Genomic DNA, 18,094 nt, shown 5'->3' with positions numbered 1-18,094 from the left:
CCCATGCAACATGGCCGCACAGGAGACAACACATGGACGACACGTCAGCAGTCTTTCCCCAGAAGATCCACTGGGAAGACAAGGGCACCAGCCGCATCCCCTTCATGGCCTACACCGATGCCGATCAGCACCGGCGCGAGCTCGAGCGCCTGTTCTACCGCGGCCACTGGTGCTATGTGGGCCTGGAAGCCGAGATTCCGGAGGTCGGCGATTTCAAGCGCACCGTCGTCGGCGAACGCTCGGTGATCATGGTGCGGGATGCCGAGGACTCCATCAGCGTGGTGGAGAACGTGTGCGCGCACCGCGGCATGCAGTTCTGCCGCGAGCGGCACGGCAACCGCAAAGCCAGCGGGTTCACCTGCCCCTACCACCAGTGGAACTACTCGCTTGGCGGCGATCTGCAAGGCGTGCCCTTCCGACGCGGCGTCAAGCAGGACGGCAAGGTCAACGGCGGGATGCCGGCCGACTTCAAGCCCGCCGACCACGGCCTCAACAAGCTCAAGGTCGCGACCCGCGGCGGCGTGGTGTTTGCGTCCTTCGATGCGGACGTGGAGTCGCTCGAAGACTTCATGGGTCCGGAAATCCTGGGCTACTTCGACCGCCTCTTCAACGGCCGCAAGCTGACGATCCTCGGCTACAACCGCCAGCGCATTCCGGGCAACTGGAAGCTGATGCAGGAGAACATCAAGGACCCCTACCACCCGGGCCTGCTGCACACGTGGTTCGTCACCTTCGGGCTCTGGCGTGCGGACAACAAGTCGGAGCTGAAGATGGACAGCCATCATCGGCACGCCGCCATGATCTCGACCCGCGGCGCCAGCGGCAAGGCCGCCGAAGTCACGCAGGTATCGAGCTTCAAGGAAAGCATGAAGCTCAACGACGACCGCTTTCTGGACATCGTGCCCGAGCCGTGGTGGAAAGGCCCCACGGCGGTGATGATGACGCTGTTCCCGAGCGTGATCTTCCAGCAGCAGGTCAACAGTGTCTCGACCCGGCACATCCAGCCGAGCGGCCCCGGCGCCTTCGATTTCGTGTGGACGCACTTCGGCTTCGAGGACGACGACGATGCGATGACACAGCGGCGGCTGCGCCAGGCCAATCTCTTCGGACCGGCAGGCTTCGTCTCGGCCGACGACGGCGAGGTGATCGAGCTTTCGCAGAAGGGCTTCGAACAGAAGCCTTTCCACCGCACGCTCGCCGAGCTCGGCGGCCGCGAGGTCGGCGACACGGACCACATGGTGACCGAGACGCTGATCCGGGGCATGTACGAGTACTGGCGCAAGGTCATGGAGGCTTGAGATGAACTTCCAGGACTACTTCGACCTGACCCAGCTCTACGCCCGCTATGCCCAGGCCGTGAGCTCCGGCGAATGGGAACTCTGGCCGGAGTTCTTCACGGACGACTGCAGCTACCGGCTGCAGCCGCGCGAGAACTACGACCGCGGCTTTCCGCTGGCCACGCTGTCGTTCGAGAGCAAGGGCATGCTGAAGGACCGCGTCTACGGCATTCGCGAGACCTTGTTCCACGACCCCTACTACCAGCGCCACGTCGTCGGGACGCCGCTCGTGCTGAAGGCCGAGGCGGACCGCTTCGAGTGCGAGGCCAACTACGCGGTGTTCCGCACCAAGCTGTCCGAACTCTCGAGCGTCTTCAGCGTGGGTCGCTACATCGACGTCGTCGTGCGCACCGAAGAGGGACTGAAATTCGCCTCGCGCCAGGTCATCTACGACAGCGAAATGATCCCCAACTCCGTCATCTATCCCCTCTGAGGCCAGCCATGAGCGATTCCCAATGGACCGACGCCGCAACCGTCGACGATGTGCCCACCGATGATGTGGTCGGCATGGTGGTCGGCGGACGCGACATCGCGCTGTACAACGTGGACGGCCAGATCTACGCGACCGACAACGTGTGCACCCACGGCCATGCGCGCTTGTGCGAAGGCTTTCTCGAAGGGCACGAGATCGAATGCCCGCTGCACCAGGGCAAGTTCGACGTGCGCAACGGCAAGCCGACCTGCGCCCCCGTGACCGAGGCGATCCGCTCGTACCCCGTGAGGATCGAGGCGGGCCGCGTGTTCCTCTCGCTGGACTGATGCCTCTCCTCCCTTCCATGGCCTTGAACCCATGACTACCGAAACCATCGTCATCGTGGGCGCCGGCCAGGCCGGCGGGTGGGCCGCGCAGACGCTGCGCAGCGAGGGCTTCGCGGGCCGTGTGGTCCTGATCGGCGACGAGCCCCATCGTCCCTACGAGCGCCCGCCACTGTCCAAGGCAGTGCTCTCCGGAGACGCTCATGCGGACACGACGCATCTGTTAAAACCGGAAGCCTTCGATGCGCTCGGCATCGACTGGCGGCCTAACGTGGGCGCGACCTTCATCGACAGGGCGGCGAAGCAGCTTCGTCTCACGCATGGAGAGCCCGTTGCCTACGACAAGCTGATCCTCTGCAACGGCGGGCGGGCACGCCGCCTCAATATCCCGGGTGCGAATCTGCCCGGCGTCTTCTCCTTGCGCAGCATCGAGGATGCGGCGGCGCTCGGTGCCGCGCTGTCTGCCGGTAAGCGGCTGCTCGTCGTCGGCGGCGGCTGGATCGGACTCGAGGTGGCCGCCACGGCCCGGAAGAAAGGCCTGGACGTGACCGTCGTGGAAGCGATGGGCCGGCTGTGCGAACGCACCGTTCCAGCCGAAATTTCCGACTACCTGCTGCAGCTGCACACCTCTCACGGTGTCGATGTCCGCCTGAGTACGGGCATCGAGCGCCTCGCGCAGAGCGCGCAAGGCAGCCTCACGGCCTCGTTCGGCAACGGGCGTGAACTCGAATGCGACGCTGTCCTCGTCGGGGTCGGCCTCGTTCCCAACGACGAACTCGCCCGCGAGGCGGGCCTGGCGTGCGATGGCGGCGTGCTGGTCGATTCGCAGTGCCGCTCCTCGGATCCCGACATTCTGGCCGCGGGCGACGTGGCGGCCTGGCACTGCGAATGGGCGGGCCGGCGGATGCGACTGGAGTCCTGGCAGAACGCCCAGGAGCAAGGCATCGCCGCCGCGCGCGCTGCGCTCGGCACCACGGTGAACCATCAGCCGCTGCCCTGGTTCTGGTCGGACCAGTACGACGTCAACCTGCAGATCTTTGGCATGCCGGCGCCGGCACATCGCGTGGTGTTGCGCGGCGACCGGAGCGCCAGCAGCTTCGTGATGTTCTTCCTCGACGCCGACAAGGTCGTCGCGGCGCTGGGCCCGAACTCTGCGCGCGATCTGCGCTTTGCGCGGCGCCTGATCGAGCGCCGCACCAGCGTCGATGCGGCCCAGCTCGCCGACCTTCAGGTGCCGCTCTCCAAGCTTTGACTTACGGATGCGCAACGCGCGTCCGCCCCGATCCACGCACTGCACACATCATGACCACCACCTATCTCTGGACCCCTCCTCCGATCGCCTCGCTGCCCGTTCGCGGCAAGACGGAGCGCCTGCCCGTCAACCGGCTGTTCTTCGTCGGCCGCAACTACCACGCCCACGCCATCGAGATGGGCCGGCCGGTCGACAAGACGGTGGAGGTGCCGTTCTATTTCACCAAGAGCCTGCCGACGCTGGTGGAATCCGGCGCCACCGTGGCCTATCCACCCGGCACGTCCAACTACCACTTCGAGATGGAGCTGGTGCTCGTCGTCGGGGCGCCCGGCTTCCGCGTCGACCGCGCTGACGCGCACAAGCTGATCTACGGCTACGCCTGCGGCCTGGACATGACGCGGCGCGACCTGCAGCTCGTGGCCCGCGACAAGGGCCGGCCCTGGGACCTCGGCAAGGACGTGGAGCAGTCGTCGGTGGTGTCCGAGGTCGTCCCCATGGCCGGCACGGTGCTCGATCAAGGCGCGCTGGCGCTGAGCGTGAACGGCCAGGAGCGCCAGCGCTCCGATCTTTCCAAGCTGATCTGGAACATCCCCGAGCTGATCGAGGACCTGTCGAAGTACTACCACCTGCAGCCCGGCGATCTGATCTTCACCGGCACGCCCGAAGGCGTGGGCGCGCTCCAGCCTGGCGATCGCGTCGAAGGCAGCGTGGCCGGCGTGGGCGAGATCACGCTCACGGTCGGTCCGGCCGAGTGAAGCGCAAGCCGACGTAATCCGGCTCTCGACAAAACGACACAGCGGTCAGAAGCGCCACGCGAGCGCTCGCTGCAGCGATCCCCACGAAGGAACTTCCATGACAGTCGACACCGTCCCCTCCCCCGTGCGCCTGAAGGCCGTCGCGGGCCCGGGCCAACCCGAGCCCAGCCCCGCGCTCGAGCAGCTCTACCGAGGCTTCGAAAGCGAGCTGCTCGTTCCGCTGTGGACGGAGATCGGCGACCTGATGCCGCGGCACCCGCGCAGCAAGGCGGTACCTCATCTGTGGCGCTGGGATCGCCTGGTCGAGCTCGCCAGCGAGGCCGGGCGCATCGTTCCCGTGGGCCGCGGCGGCGAGCGGCGCGCCATCGCGCTGGCCAATCCGGCGCTCGGCGGCAGGCCGTTTGCCACGCCCACGCTGTGGGCCGCCATCCAGTACCTGATGCCGGGCGAGGACGCACCAGAGCACCGCCACTCGCAGCACGCGTTCCGCTTCGTTGTGGAAGGCGAAGGTGTGTGGACCGTGGTGAACGGCGATCCGGTGCGGATGTCGCGCGGCGACTTCCTGCCGCAGGCCGGATGGAACTGGCATTCCCATCACAACGCAGCCAGCGCGCCGATGGCGTGGATCGACGGGCTGGATATTCCTTTCTCGTATTACACGGAGTCGCAGTTCTTCGAGTTCGGGCGAGAGCGCGTCAGCACGGTCGAGAAAGCCACGCCGGAGCGCTCGCGCTCGGAGCGCCTGTGGGGCCACCCGGGCCTGCGTCCGCTCTCGCAGCCGGAGGCGCCGACAGCGACGCCGCTCCTGGCCTACCGCTGGGTCGACACCGACCGCGCCCTGGCCGACCAGCTGGCGCTGGAGGATGAAGGCCATCCCGCCACATTGAGCCCGGGCCACGCGGCGGTTCGCTTCACGAACCCGAGCACCGGACGCGACGTGCTGCCCACGATGCGCACCGAGATGCACCGCATCAGGCAAGGCGCGAGCACCCTGGTGCAGCGCGAGGTCGGCTCGTCGGTCTACCAGGTGTTCGAAGGCAGCGGCACCGTGAAGGTGGGCGAGCAGCAATGGAGCGTCAAGCGCGGCGACATGTTCGTCGTGCCGTCGTGGCAGCCCTTCGCGGCCCATTGCGATGCCGCCAGCCAGGGAACGCTCGATCTCTTCCGCTTCAACGACGGACCGATCTTCGAGGCGCTGCACGCGCATCGAACGCAGGTGGGCGAGCTGGCGTAGCACGCTGCACGACGCTCGGCCGGCCCCGCCGCCCTTGCAACCTTTTTTTATTTCATAAGCACTCGAGACAAGACATGACGACACGCACACCTTCCCTTCGCCGCACCAGCCTGGTTCTGGCCGCCCTCGCCTGCGCGGGCGCCAGCCAGTTCGCGGCAGCCGCCACCATCGGCTTCATGGCACCGTTGTCGGGGCCGATCGCGGTCGTCGGCCAGGACCAGGTCGACGGCTTCATGCTGGCGGTCGAGCAGCTCGGCGGCAAGCTCGGTGGACAACCGGCCACGGTGCTCAAGGAAGACGACCAGCTCAAGCCGGAGATCGGCGGCCAGATCGTGCGCAAGTTCATCGACAAGGACAAGGTCGATGCCATCGTCGGTTTGAGCTTTTCCAACGTGATGATGGCCAGCCTGCCGCGCATCGCGGAGTCCGGCGTTGTCGCCATTGCCACCAATTCCGGACCGTCGCCGCTGGCTGGTGCCGGTTGCAAACCCAATGTGTTCTCGACCGCCTGGCAGAACGACGGCGCAGCCGAAGCCATGGGCAAGTTCGCGCAGGACAAGGGCGTGAAGAAGGTCTACCTGATGGCCCCCAACTACCAGGCCGGCAAGGACATGCTGACCGGCTTCAAGCGCTACTTCAAGGGCCAGATCGTCGAAGAGGTCTACACCCAGGTCAACCAGCCCGACTATTCCGCCGAGCTCGCGCAGCTGCAGGCGGCCAAGCCCGATGCCGTCTTCGTGTTCTATCCCGGCGGCATGGGCGTGAACTTCATCAAGCAGATGGCGCAAGCAGGCCTGATGAGCAAGCTGCCGCTCTATTCGGTCTTCACGGTCGACGGCACCACCCTGCCCGCCTTGCGCGACGCGGCCGTTGGCAGCATCAGCGGCGCCATGTGGGACGCGGCGCTGGACACGCCCGAGAGCAAGAAGTTCGTGGCCGACTTCGAGGCCAAATACAAGCGCACACCCAGCGAGTACGCCGCAACGGCCTACGACGCGGCCAACATCCTGAACATCGCGCTCGGCAAGGCCAAGGCCGGCGACAGCAAGGCGCTGGCCGCCGCCGTCAAGGCCGCGGGCAGCGAAGTGAAATCGGTGCGGGGGCCCTTCGCCTTCAACAACAACAACCTGCCGGTGCAGAACTACTACGCGTTCGAGACCGTGAAGAACGGCAGCAGCGTCTCCGGCAAGCTGCTGGCCACGCCGCTGCCGAAACAGGTCGATGCCTACCACGCGCAGTGCGCGCTGAAGTGATCCCATGAGCAGCACGGTTGTTCTTGCACAGCTGCTCAACGGGCTCCAGTACGGCGTCCTGTTGTTCCTGCTGGCGGCGGGGTTGACGCTGGTCTTCGGCATCATGAGCTTCGTCAACCTGGCGCACGGCTCCCTGTACATGATGGGGGCCTACTTTGCGGCCACGGCCTTCCAGTACACGGGATCGTTCGGATGGGCCGTTGCCGCGGCCATGGTCGGCTCGCTGCTGTTGGGCCTGGCGCTGGAGTTCGTGGCGGTGTCGCGTCTTTATCGGCGGGACCACCTCGATCACGTGCTGGCCACTTTCGGCCTCGTGCTGTTCTTCAACGAGCTGGTGCGCATCGTCTGGGGGTCGCAGCCCGTCTTCCTGCAGGTGCCCGAGTTCCTGAGCGGCGCCATCGACATCGGCGGGTTCAGCTACCCCTCGTATCGGATCGCCATCATCGCGGTCGGGCTGGCCGTCGCGGTCGGCTCCTGGCTGCTGATCAACAAGACCAAGGTCGGCATGCTGATCCGCGCCGGCGCCGTCAATCCCGCGATGGTGGCCGCGCTCGGCGTGAACATTCGCCTGCTGAACGCGATGCTCTTCGCCGTCGGCGCGATGCTGGCGGGGCTTGCCGGCGCGATGGCCGGGCCGATCCTGTCGGTGCAGTCGGGCATGGGCGAGTCGGTCCTCATCACGACGCTGGTGGTCATCGTCATCGGCGGCATCGGCTCCGTGACCGGGGCCTTCTATGCCGCGCTGATCGTGGGCATCGTCGACACCATGGGCCGCGTGTTCCTGCCGTTCCTGCTGCGCCAGGTCACCGAGCGTTCCTTTGCCGATGCGGCCGGTCCCGCGCTGGCTTCGATGCTGGTTTACCTGCTCATGGCCGTGGTGCTCGCGTGGCGCCCCCAAGGTCTCTTCCCCGCCAACAGGTAGTCCCATGACCACACTTCTTTCACGCCCGAGCACCTGGGTGCCGCTGCTGGTCCTGCTGCTGCTGGCAAGCGTACCTTTCGTGGCGCAGGCCACCGGCCAGACCTTCTACATCGCCTTCTTCGCGCGCATCATCATCTATGCGATTGCCGCCTGCGCGCTCAACATCGCGCTGGGCTACGGCGGCCTGGTGAGCTTCGGCCATTCGCTGTTCCTCGGGCTCGGCGCCTACGCGGTCGGCCTGGCGTCGTTCCATGGGGTGGGCAGCGGCTGGGTCCACCTGTTGCTTTGCCTGGGTGCCTGCGGACTGGTCGGGCTGGTCACCGGTGCGATCAGCCTTCGCACCAGCGGCATCGCCTTCATCATGATCACGCTGGCCTTTGCGCAGATGGGCTACTTCCTGTTCGTGAGCCTGAAGAACTACGGCGGCGACGACGGCCTGTCGATTGCTCTGGGCAGCCGCTTCGGGCCCATCGACCTGTCGTCGGCAACCAGCGTCTATGTCGCGGCGTTCGTCGTGCTGGTGCTTTCGATCTGGTGGCTCGCGCGCCTGCGCGTCGCGCCGTTCGGCATGGTGATTCGCGGCGCCAGGCAGAACGCGCGGCGGGTGAGTGCCGCCGGCATCCCGGTGGTGCGCTACCAGTTGCTGGCGTACGTGATGTCCGGCATGCTGTGCGGCGTCGCGGGGCTGCTGCTGGCCAACCTCAACGCCTTTGCTTCACCCAGCACGCTCGCATGGTCCGTCTCGGGCGAGCTGATCGTCATCGTCGTCATCGGCGGCCTGGGAACGGTCTTCGGGCCTCTCATGGGTGCGTTGGTTTTTCTTGGCCTGGAAGAGGTCCTGAAAGGCTTCACCGAGCACTGGATGGTCATCTTCGGGCCGCTGATCGTGATCGTTGCACTGCTGGGCAAGCGAGGCATCGTCGGCTTGCTGGAGCGCTTCGACGCAAGGCCAACGCCCAAGGCGCCAACGCTTGTCGACGACTCGGCCACGGCACGCAATGCGATCGCCGCAGCGAAAGGATCCGCATGATGACCACCAGCGTCCTTCGCACCGACGGGCTGACCAAACGCTTTGGCGCACTGCTCGTCACCGACTCAGTGTCGCTCGACATCCATGAAGGCGAGCTTCACGCAATCATCGGCCCCAATGGCGCCGGCAAGACGACCCTCATCAACCAGCTGTCCGGCGAGCTCGAAGCGGACAGCGGCAGCGTGTGGTTCCGCGGTGCCGACGTGTCCGCGCTGCCCATCCACCAACGCGCGCAACGCGGCTTGCTGCGGTCCTACCAGATCACCTCGATCTTCGAGGATTTCAGCGTGATCGAGAACGCGACCTTCGCAGCGCTGGCCTCGCGCAAGCACGCCTTCCGGTTCTGGCAGCCCATGGCGGCCGACCGGCAAGCGCGCCAGTCCGCCGAAGAGGCGCTTGCCGCCACGGGCCTCGCAAACCGCCTCCATGTGCCAGCCGGCGACCTCGGCTATGGCGAGCGCCGCCAGCTCGAGCTGGCCATGAGCCTGGCGGCCGGGCCCAAGTTCCTGCTGCTCGACGAGCCCATGGCCGGCATGAGCGTGCAGGAATCCACCAGCGTCATCGCGCTGCTGCAGCAGCTGAAGCGCCAGTACACGATCTTGCTGGTCGAGCACGACATGGACGCGGTGTTTGCCTTGGCCGACCGCATCAGCGTGCTGGTCTACGGCAAGATCCTGTTCACCGGCACGCCGGAAGAAATCCGCAACCACCCCGAAGTGCGGGCCGTTTACCTGGGCGAAGAAGAGGCCGAAGCATGAGCGAATTTCTATCGGTCCAAGGCGTTCAGGCCTCCTACGGCCATGCGCAGGCGCTGTTCGACATCTCCTTCTCGGTCGGCACGGGCGAGGTCGTCACCCTGCTCGGCCGCAACGGCATGGGCCGTTCGACCACGGTCAAGTGCCTGTTCGGCATGCTGCCCGTTTCGGCCGGCAGCATCTGGGTGGGCGGCGCCCGGGTGGACAGCCTGCCTTCGCACCGCATTGCGCGCCACGGCCTTGCGCTGGTGCCCGAGGGTCGCCAGGTCTTTCCCAACCTCACGGTGGAAGAGAACCTGGTCGCCACCGCGCGCGACAACAAGAAGGGAAGCGGCGAGCGCTGGAGCTTGCACCGCGTCTATGAGTTCTTTCCTCGCCTCAAGGAGCGGCGCGGCAACCTCGGCTCGCAGCTCTCCGGCGGCGAGCAGCAGATGCTGGCCATCGGCCGCGCGCTGATGACCAATCCGCGCCTGCTGGTGCTCGACGAGGCCACCGAAGGGCTCGCGCCGCTGATCCGCAATGAGATCTGGCGTTCGCTTGCGGACCTCAAGCGCGACGGGCTGTCGCAGATCGTCATCGACAAGAACGTCAAGTCCCTGCTGAACCTGGCGGACCGGCACTTCGTGATCGAAAAAGGGCGCGTGGTCTGGCAAGGCAGTTCCACCGAACTGCGCGCGCAGCCGCAGATCGTTCATCAGTACCTGGGCGTTTAAAGGCCCATTCCGCGACCCCCGACTGACGGGGTCGCTCGGGAACCCTCAGGGCTCCCCGCCCGTGCCCGCGTAGCTGGCAAGCGCAGCCAGCACCACGACCAGCTGGTCCTCACCCACCTCCTTCGACATCTCGCGCTGGGCCTGCGCCACGGCGCGGCCAAAATCCTTCAGCCAGCTTTCGCCGACCGGCGTGAATCGGACGATGCGCACGCGCTTGTCCGCGGGATCGGCCAGCCGCTCGACGAGCCCGATCGATTCGCATTGGTCGATCAGCTCCGTCATCGCCGCGTTCGTCATCGCGGCGCGACGGGCGAGTTCGGTGATGCGCGTACCGCCGATGTCGAGGTGGCGCGTGAGATTGACGTGCGAGCGGCGTGTCTGCGCATGGCCGCGCTCGACCATTAACGACATCACGCGCTCCTCGAAGCGGCGAAGCGCGCTGCTGAGCAGGCGCCCGACGTTGTCGGTGCGCCAGCCCTCGTCGACGCGCGCTCCCTTTCCGGGTGTAGGGGAATTCCTCAAAGCCTTGCAATCCTGAAGTATTTAGGTAACCTAAGCATCTATGCGGAGTCATCGCTTCGCCGGCGATGCCGAGCCCATACGGCCCCAAGTCCATGACCTATTCCACCAATACTACGGCCCCCGTGCAGCCCCGCGCGGTGGAGACAGAAATCCTGATCGCGGGCGGCGGCCCGTGCGGCCTCATGCTGGCCAACAAACTCGGCCGCAGGGGCATCCGCTGCCTGCTGGTCGATGCGAAGCCGGGAACCGCCTTCAACCCGCAGGCCAACGCCACCCAGGCGCGCACGATGGAGCACTTCCGCCGGCTGGGCTTCGCGCACGAGATCCGGCGCCTGGGCCTGCCGGCCGACCACCCAACCGACATTGCCTACTTCACGCGCTACACGGGCCATGAACTGGCGCGCATCCACTTGCCGACTGCCGCACAAGCCACCGAGAAGATCAAGTCTATGACCGGCTCATGGAGCGCGGCCGAGTTGCCGCACCGCGTCTCGCAGAAGTTCGTGGAGGCGGCACTGCGCAGCCATGCCGAGGCGTGGCCCACGGTCGACGTACGCTACGGCTGGCGGCTGGAACGCTTCGCCGACACCGGTGACGGCATCGATGCGTGCATCCGACCCACGGAAGGCGGCGACCCGGTTGAGGTGAAGGCCAAATTCCTGGTCGGCGCCGATGGCCCGCGCAGCATCGTGCGCAGCGAGCTCGGCATCGAATGGGGCGGCGTCACCGGCATCCAGCGCGACTTCATGGGCGGCAAGATGTTCGCCATCTACCTGCGGTCTGCGCAATTCATCTCGGCGCTGCCCCATCCCAAGGCCTGGATGTACGTCGCGGTCAATCATGAGCGGCGTGCCTTCATGGCGTCCGTGGACGGTGTCGCCGAGTACGCTTTTCACGCCGCCGTGCATCCGCACGAGAACCCGGAGACCTGGACAGAGGCCGATGCGCGTCGCATCTTCGCGCAGACGGTCGGCGTGGACGTGCCGATCGAGATCTTGTCGATGGGCGTCTGGCAGGCTGGCCACGCCCTCGTTGCCAAACAGTTCCAGCGCGGCCGCGTGTTCATCGCGGGCGATGCGGCGCATCTGTTCACGCCCACCGGTGGCCTGGGCTACAACACCGCGGTCGAAGACGCGGTGAATCTGGGCTGGAAGCTGGCCGCCGTGCTGCGCGGGCAGGCGCCCGCCGCGCTGCTGGAAAGCTACGAGGCGGAGCGCCGCCCACTGGCCGAGCGCAACACAGGCTACGCGAGACGATTCGCCGATTCGGTCGGCCTGTTCGCTGCGCGCCCCGAACTCGAAGAAGATTCGCCCCGTGGCGATGCCGAGCGCCGCGCCGCCGCCGAGCATCTGGACGCGCACGCACGGCTGGAGTTCAACATCCCGGGCGTCACTTTCGGCGGGCGCTACGACGGCTCGCCTGCGATCGTGTCCGATGGCACGGCGGCGCCGCCTGATGAGCCCAATCGCTACGTTCCCACCGCCTGCCCCGGCGGCCGGCCGCCGCATGCCTGGCTGGGAGACGGTCGTTCGCTGTTCGATCTTTTCGGGCGCGACTGGACGGTGCTCGCGCTGGGCTCGGAGCCGCCCGACACGGCGCCGTTCGAAGCGATCGCGCACGCGCGCGGCCTGGACCTGCGGATCGTGCGGCTTGCGGAGCCCATGCTGCGGGACTTGTACGAGGCACCGCTCGTGTTGATTCGCCCCGACCAGATCGTCGCCTGGCGCGGCAGCTCCGCCGACGAGGCGCAGGCCGTGTTCGACCAGGCCACGGGCCACCATTTCCTTCAGGAGAACCACCCATGAAACCGCTCGACTCATTCACCATCACCGACGCAGTGCTCGAGTCGATGGATCGATCCCCCGATGCGCGGCTGCGCACCGTGATGGCCAGCCTGGTGCGTCATCTGCATGACTTCGCCCGCGAGGTGAAGCTCACCGAGGACGAGTGGTGGCGCGGCATCCGGTTTCTCACCGACGCGGGACACATCACCGACGACAAGCGGCAGGAGTTCATCCTGCTTTCGGATGTGCTCGGACTGTCCACGCTGGTCATGGCTCAGAACAACAGCAAGCCGGCGGGCTGCACCGAGGCCACGGTCTTCGGGCCCTTCTTCGTCGAGGGCGCGCCGATGATCGAGCATGGCGCCGACATCGCCAACGGCGCCAAAGGTGCGCCCTGCTTCGTGCAGGGCCGGGTCACCGGGGCAGACGGCGAACCGGTTGCTCACGCGCTGGTCGATGTCTGGCAGGCCGACGAAGAAGGTTTTTACGACGTGCAGAAACCCGACCCGTCGCTGTCCGAGCATCGGGCCCGGGCCCAGCTGCGCACCGACGCCGATGGGCACTACCACTTCCGCTCCATCGTGGCGCATGAGTACCCGATTCCACACGACGGCCCGGTGGGCGCTCTGCTCGACTCGCTCGGCCGCCATCCGTGGCGTCCGGCCCACCTGCATTTCATGATCCAGGCGGAGGGCTATGAACGCTTGATCACCCATGTGTTCCGCAGCGGCGGGCGCTACCTGGAATCCGATGCGGTCTTCGGCGTGCGCCCAAGCCTCATCGCCGATTGGGCGCGCCACGAAACTGGCGATCCTGCCAAGCCTCCGGTCTACTACACGCTGGACTACGACTTCGTGTTGAACCGCAGCACACCGTCGGCGGACTGAACGATGGAGCACTTGGCCTTCACCTACCAATGCGCGCCGGCCCGCGTGGTGTTCGGACGCGGCAGTGTGAGCCGCCTCGAAGAGGAACTGCTTGCCTTGAACGTGCGGCGTGCGCTGGTGCTGTGCACGCCCGAGCAGCGCGAAACCGCGGAGTCGGTCGCGGCACGGCTGGGCACGCGCGCCGCCGGCGTCTTCGACCGTGCCGTCATGCATGTGCCCATCGAGACCGCGCGCGAAGCCGTCGCCCACGCCCGGTCGGTGGGCGCCGATGGCATGGTCGCCGTCGGCGGCGGCTCGACCATCGGCCTGGGCAAGGCCATCGCACTGGAGCATTCGCTTCCCATCCTGGCCATCCCTACTACCTATGCCGGCAGCGAGATGACGTCCATCTACGGCATCACCGAGGATGGCATCAAGAAGACCGGCCGCGATGCACGGGTGTTGCCGCGCACCGTGTTGTACGACCCGGATCTGATTCGCACGCTGCCGCTCGAGGTGTGCGTGACCAGCGGCTTCAATGCCATGGCGCACGCCGCGGAGGCGCTCTATGCGCACGATCGAAACCCGGTGGTGTCGCTCATGGCGGAGGAAGGCCTGCGCGCCATGGCCGCCGCGCTTCGCGGGTTGCAGGAAGCGCCGCAATCCGATGCGGCACGCGAACAGGGCCTCTACGGCGCCTGGCTGTGCGGCACGGTGCTGGGCGCCGCGTCCATGGGCTTGCACCACAAGCTGTGCCACACGCTGGGCGGCAGCTACAACCTGCCGCACGCCGAGACGCACACGGTGATGCTGCCGCACACGCTGGCCTACAACGCCGCCAGCGCGCCGGACGCCATGTCGCGTGCGGCACGCGCGCTCGGCACTGTTGAGAACCGCGTGCCGGAGGCGATTCACGAGCTCATGCGTGCGACAGGTGCACCGCTGGCGCTGAAGGAACTCGGCCTGCCCGCGGAGTCGCTCGACCGCGTGGCCGATCTCGCCGTGCAGAACCCGTACCCCAACCCAAGGCCGCTTGACCGTGCCGCATTGCGCGCGATGCTGCAGCGCGCCTACGAGGGAGACCCGCCCTTGCCTTGAGCGACCATTTGCCGCCTTCGCCGCTGGCGAGCAACCGTAGCGATGTTGCGACGGCAGAATGCGGGCCACAACCGGTCATCCCGCTCCAGCGCAGAATTCCGCATGCAATCAAACCAGCTTCCCGCGCTCGATGTCGAATTCGGCAACGCCGGCGATTTAGACACCAGCGGAACGGGCTGGTTTGTCGGGTTCAGCGACTGGGCCAAGAAGCCACCGGCTCACTTGCGTCATGTGCCTGTCGGGGAGCTCGCCGCCGGGCTGTGCGTCAAGTGGTTCTCTCATCCAGCGGGAAATCCAAACGGGGAACCCAAACCCTTGAGCGACGGTCGGACGATGTCGATCTTGGTGAGCCCAGCCAGTGAATTCCGGATTGAGTTCTCGGCGACCGCCGACTTTGCGTCACAGGACATCCTGGCACACACCCTCCGCCGCCACGGCGACTTTGTCATCTGGGGGTCGGGAGTATTTCATTGCGCTTGATCTCTCACTGATCGTCGACGGTGCTCGACCGAGCCGCGCTGCAGTTGATCGAATCGATTCGCCTGCCGCAATCGCTCGCGAGATCTCGTCGCGTTCGGCGAGCGTCAACACAGTCGATGCGCGCGATCGCTGCGCTGGCCGGAATCCGCCTGTCTCTGCAAGTATCCGGTGGATCGACGTGTGGGGTCGATCGAAGAGCCTGCCGATCTCATGCTGCGTCCAGCCCTGCTTCCAGCGCTCCCACATCAGCGCCTTCTGGCTGTCCGAATAGTAGATCCGTGGCTGCCTCTTCATCTGCAACACTCCTTCCGCCTACGCGGTGGTTAGTGTGTGGCATCGACCGGTTGAATCCGCCCTGCAAACCGGTCATTCAATGAGTTCCGCGACCGGCTGCATCTTGCCGATTGCCGGCTTTCAAGTCAGCAAGGCCGATGCCTAACTTATGCTCATCGGAGCGCGTAGACCGCGGATGTGCGCACGCTACGTGTCGCAATTCGCTCTCTAGGCGGCCCCCACGAACTTGCAAATCTCGCTCGAATACTCTCGCAGAAACGTTTGCTTGTTGGGAAGTGGCTCGGTGGTGTGCGGCGGTGGGACGTCCATGAACGAGAAATGGCCAGCCCCTTCGGTGATACGGACATCCACAACGTTCCAATCGTGCATGGCGCGTGCAAGCCATTCTGTTTGGGCTGGCGGGGTGATACTGTCCGCCGACCCCACCCACGACAAAACTGGAACTCGCACGGCATCAAGTGCTCCCGGACCTTGAAAGAATCCGGTTGGTGGTTCCAAAAGGACGAGACGAGCCAAGCGACGGTCCGATGCGATGCTGACAGGCTGACCTGGCCCCAACCACAGTTGAGCTCCGGCCATTGCGACGAGGGTGGCAGCACCAATCGAATGCCCCACGCCTATCGCTCTTGCGGAGGGCTCAACGAATGCGTCGAGTGCAAGGGTGAGTCGTCTTGCCCGAAGGGTCAGTTCCTCCTCTGTGGGGGTAGTCGACGCAAGTCGCTCGAAATGTGGCGCAACACCCGTGCAACCAGATTCAGTCAAGGCGTCCAGGAGCGTAGAGAGCCGTTCCGGCTGACCGCCCGATCCAACTGAAAAAAGAACGACCGAAGAACCTGTGGCGGCTTTGCGCACTGAGACCTCAAATGAATCACCCCCGTCTTTCAGTGTCTGCGTCAGCATTGGAAATTGCTCCTCGTGGCAAGTGATTTTGATATGGGTTTTTGCATGTATTTTCCCAGCCGGTCCTGCTGCCGCTACATGGCGCGGAACAGATGCCCGAACGCACGGCTGACCTTGAGCGATCGCTGGAGGCCCCGCACGGACAGGCTGTAGCGCCCGTTCTCGTCGCGTGTGGCGCTCACGATGCAGTGGGTGTTGACGAGCACGCCGCGATGCACCTGCGTGAAGTCGGCGGCATCGATCCGCGACACCAGATCGCGCAGGCTCATGCGCACGAGCGCCTCCCCTTGGGCCGTGACGACATTGACGTACTTCTCGGCGGCTTCCAGACAGATCACCTCCGTGACCGGGATCATCCGCACGGTGTTGCCGACCCCAGCGCGGATGATCTTGATCTTCTCAGGCGCGTTGGCTGCATCCGTGATCGACTGAACGCGCTGCATCAGGGCCGCCATGCCACCGGCGGCCGGTGTCCGGGCGCGCTCGTGCAACCTTTGCTTCAGGCGTTCCACGCAGATCTGCAAGCGTTCGAGCGTCGCCGGCTTGAGCATGTAGTCCATCGCCGCATGCTCGAATGCCGAGATCGCGAAATTGTCGTACGCGGTGATGAAGACGAAGAGCGGTTCGGCCTGATCGTCGGGCCACTCGTCAGCGACGGCCTCGGCGACTTCCAGGCCTGTTTTGCCGGGCATCTTGATGTCCAGGAACATCACATCGGGCGCCAGAGTCTGGGCCAGTTCGATCGCCCGCAAACCATCGTCGGCGACGCCCGCGATCTCCAGCTCGGGCCAGGCTTGGAGCAACAACCGCTGCAGTGTTCGCGACAGCACCGGTTCATCTTCGGCAATCACGGCGCGCCACGCGTTCACGATGGAATCCTCACGACCGCGCGAACGCCGCACGGCGATCGAGATTGCAGAGTCAGGGACGCACGCAAGCCATAGAGGGCCTGGAGGCGGTCACGCACATTCTCCAGTCCGGAGCCGCAAACCTTGCCCGCATTGTCGCCACGCGAAGCGGGCTGGTGCGGCGACAAGCCCAGACCGGTATCGTCTATCGCGACTTCGATGCCTCCCTCGATCGACCGTGCCAGCACGTCGATGCTTCCTGCGCCCAACTTGGGTTCCAGACCGTGCTTGATGGCATTCTCGACCAGCGGCTGCAACAGCATCGGCGGGATGGCAAATCGCTCCAGCTCGGCGGGCAACTCGAGTCGATAGGCCAGCCTGGGGCCCATGCGCAAGCACATGATTTCGAGGTATGCCCTCAGCTGCGCAAACTCCGACTGCAGCGTCGTCACTTCGCCGCGCGACGCTGCGTGCGTGCTGCGCAGGTAGACGATCAGCTGGTCGATCATGCGCTGGGCCTGTCGCGGGTCCTCGTCGACGAGCGAGTGCAGATTCGCCAGCGTGTTGAACAACATGTGCGGCTCGAGTTGCGCGCGCAGCAGCCGCAATTCCGATTCGGTGGCGAGGCGCTGGGCATCGGATCGCGCGACGGCCTCTTTGGCAAGCTGGTCACGCGTCGCAGCGACGTAGAGGACGAACGCCGCCAGCACCAGACCGAATGCGAACGCCACCATGTAGTCGGTTCCGTGACCCACAACGCCGCCAACCGGTTCGTCCAGGATCAGGAGCGCGACCAAATGACCCCCGAAGTACCCCGATGGGATGGCGATCGCGCCGGTGAGAAGCCAACGCGACAGCGCCCGCATTCGCAGCAGTCGTCTTGAGCGGCCAAGCACCGCGATGCACGCGATGAAGACCATGCCGACACATTCGATGAAAACGAACAGGCGAGCGAGCGTCCCGAGCGCAGGAGCGGCCCAGAAGAGCAGCCCGGCCGCGATTGCGCACAGCAGGAACGAGCCGGCTGTCAGCCGCGCTGCGCCCAGCCAGCGGGCCGGAATGGATGAATCAACGCTGATCACTGGCGTAAGTCGGCTGCATCGCGGAACTGTAAAGCTTGGCACGCCATGCCGCTACGGATCAAGGGCCCACTGGGCGAATTTGTCCTTAAGCCGTCAGTTTGGTCGACCGAACGGCGACCGCTCGATACCGCCTCACGACCGTTGACGCCCTCGGCCGGGCGTTTGGGCGCCAAACCAGATGCGTTCCTGGCAACGGTCGCCGAAAGTGTGGGC

General features: G+C 65.8%; 19 protein-coding genes and 1 pseudogene. 15 read left to right on the top strand and 5 right to left on the bottom strand.

What is annotated here, in order from left to right:
- The first annotated feature begins 32 nt into the window (after positions 1-32).
- The 11 genes from BLR24_RS26350 to BLR24_RS26300 all read left to right on the top strand — a co-directional run bounded on the left by BLR24_RS26350 (position 33) and on the right by BLR24_RS26300 (position 10,007).
- Positions 33-1,298 carry an aromatic ring-hydroxylating dioxygenase subunit alpha gene (locus BLR24_RS26350; protein WP_093022954.1) on the top strand — a complete coding sequence of 422 codons (1,266 nt, stop codon included), beginning with the start codon at positions 33-35 and terminating at the stop codon, positions 1,296-1,298.
- Position 1,299: 1 nt separating this feature from the next.
- On the top strand, positions 1,300-1,770 hold the full coding sequence (locus tag BLR24_RS26345) for an aromatic-ring-hydroxylating dioxygenase subunit beta (RefSeq protein WP_093022952.1): 471 nt from the start codon (positions 1,300-1,302) through the stop codon (positions 1,768-1,770).
- Positions 1,771-1,778: 8 nt separating this feature from the next.
- Entirely contained in the window at positions 1,779-2,096 is a 318-nt protein-coding gene (locus tag BLR24_RS26340) for a non-heme iron oxygenase ferredoxin subunit (protein ID WP_093022950.1), read from the top strand.
- A 31-nt stretch (positions 2,097-2,127) separates the two neighbouring features.
- On the top strand, positions 2,128-3,345 hold the full coding sequence (locus tag BLR24_RS26335) for an NAD(P)/FAD-dependent oxidoreductase (protein ID WP_093022948.1): 1,218 nt from the start codon (positions 2,128-2,130) through the stop codon (positions 3,343-3,345).
- A 50-nt stretch (positions 3,346-3,395) separates the two neighbouring features.
- Positions 3,396-4,100: a fumarylacetoacetate hydrolase family protein gene (locus BLR24_RS26330; RefSeq protein ID WP_093022946.1), complete on the top strand. Its 705-nt coding sequence runs from the start codon at positions 3,396-3,398 to the stop codon at positions 4,098-4,100.
- A 97-nt stretch (positions 4,101-4,197) separates the two neighbouring features.
- Entirely contained in the window at positions 4,198-5,334 is a 1,137-nt protein-coding gene (locus BLR24_RS26325; RefSeq protein WP_093022944.1) for a cupin domain-containing protein, read from the top strand.
- Between the two features lie 74 nt (positions 5,335-5,408).
- Positions 5,409-6,587 (top strand): ABC transporter substrate-binding protein, encoded by a 1,179-nt coding sequence (locus BLR24_RS26320; RefSeq protein ID WP_093022942.1) that lies wholly within the window; start codon positions 5,409-5,411, stop codon positions 6,585-6,587.
- 4 nt (positions 6,588-6,591) lie between these two features.
- Positions 6,592-7,509, top strand: coding sequence for a branched-chain amino acid ABC transporter permease (locus BLR24_RS26315; protein ID WP_093022940.1), 918 nt, complete (start codon positions 6,592-6,594; stop codon positions 7,507-7,509).
- A gap of 4 nt (positions 7,510-7,513) precedes the next feature.
- Complete coding sequence (locus tag BLR24_RS26310; RefSeq protein ID WP_093022938.1) at positions 7,514-8,539, top strand: branched-chain amino acid ABC transporter permease; 1,026 nt, start codon at positions 7,514-7,516, stop codon at positions 8,537-8,539.
- A complete protein-coding gene (locus tag BLR24_RS26305) occupies positions 8,539-9,297 on the top strand; it encodes an ABC transporter ATP-binding protein (protein WP_055795457.1) in 759 nt (252 codons plus the stop codon). Before BLR24_RS26310 ends, BLR24_RS26305 begins: the two co-directional genes overlap by 1 nt.
- The gene (locus tag BLR24_RS26300) at positions 9,294-10,007 is read left to right on the top strand and encodes an ABC transporter ATP-binding protein (RefSeq protein ID WP_093022936.1); all 714 of its coding nucleotides are present in this window, start codon (positions 9,294-9,296) and stop codon (positions 10,005-10,007) included. The genes BLR24_RS26305 and BLR24_RS26300 overlap by 4 nt, the downstream gene beginning before the upstream one ends.
- A 45-nt stretch (positions 10,008-10,052) precedes the next feature.
- On the opposite strand, the gene BLR24_RS26295 is transcribed toward BLR24_RS26300, so the two are convergent.
- Complete coding sequence (locus tag BLR24_RS26295) at positions 10,053-10,529, bottom strand: MarR family winged helix-turn-helix transcriptional regulator (RefSeq protein WP_254787588.1); 477 nt, start codon at positions 10,527-10,529, stop codon at positions 10,053-10,055.
- A gap of 92 nt (positions 10,530-10,621) precedes the next feature.
- Between BLR24_RS26295 and BLR24_RS26290 the strand changes: the two genes are divergently transcribed.
- From BLR24_RS26290 to BLR24_RS30500, 4 genes are all read left to right on the top strand, one after another.
- Entirely contained in the window at positions 10,622-12,334 is a 1,713-nt protein-coding gene (locus tag BLR24_RS26290) for an FAD-dependent oxidoreductase (protein WP_093022934.1), read from the top strand.
- Positions 12,331-13,200: an intradiol ring-cleavage dioxygenase gene (locus BLR24_RS26285; protein WP_093022932.1), complete on the top strand. Its 870-nt coding sequence runs from the start codon at positions 12,331-12,333 to the stop codon at positions 13,198-13,200. The genes BLR24_RS26290 and BLR24_RS26285 overlap by 4 nt, the downstream gene beginning before the upstream one ends.
- 3 nt (positions 13,201-13,203) lie before the next feature.
- The gene (locus BLR24_RS26280) at positions 13,204-14,277 is read left to right on the top strand and encodes a maleylacetate reductase (protein WP_093022930.1); all 1,074 of its coding nucleotides are present in this window, start codon (positions 13,204-13,206) and stop codon (positions 14,275-14,277) included.
- A 102-nt stretch (positions 14,278-14,379) separates the two neighbouring features.
- Positions 14,380-14,757 (top strand): hypothetical protein, encoded by a 378-nt coding sequence (locus BLR24_RS30500; RefSeq protein WP_139188800.1) that lies wholly within the window; start codon positions 14,380-14,382, stop codon positions 14,755-14,757.
- 6 nt (positions 14,758-14,763) lie between these two features.
- Here the strand turns inward: BLR24_RS30500 and BLR24_RS26275 are convergent.
- The 4 genes and pseudogenes from BLR24_RS26275 to BLR24_RS26265 all read right to left on the bottom strand — a co-directional run.
- A pseudogene (locus BLR24_RS26275) lies at positions 14,764-15,051 on the bottom strand (helix-turn-helix domain-containing protein); the annotation flags it as partial.
- Between the two features lie 207 nt (positions 15,052-15,258).
- Complete coding sequence (locus BLR24_RS30495) at positions 15,259-15,951, bottom strand: alpha/beta hydrolase family protein (protein ID WP_139188799.1); 693 nt, start codon at positions 15,949-15,951, stop codon at positions 15,259-15,261.
- Between the two features lie 74 nt (positions 15,952-16,025).
- Entirely contained in the window at positions 16,026-16,820 is a 795-nt protein-coding gene (locus BLR24_RS26270; protein WP_175543353.1) for a LytR/AlgR family response regulator transcription factor, read from the bottom strand.
- The gene (locus tag BLR24_RS26265) at positions 16,817-17,881 is read right to left on the bottom strand and encodes a sensor histidine kinase (protein WP_093022928.1); all 1,065 of its coding nucleotides are present in this window, start codon (positions 17,879-17,881) and stop codon (positions 16,817-16,819) included. Before BLR24_RS26265 ends, BLR24_RS26270 begins: the two co-directional genes overlap by 4 nt.
- Between the last annotated feature and the right edge of the window lie 213 nt (positions 17,882-18,094).

It is taken from the genome of Variovorax sp. OV700, assembly GCF_900099805.1.
In the GTDB taxonomy this organism is placed as follows: domain Bacteria; phylum Pseudomonadota; class Gammaproteobacteria; order Burkholderiales; family Burkholderiaceae_C; genus Variovorax.
This window is presented reverse-complemented; position numbering and strand designations above follow the sequence as displayed.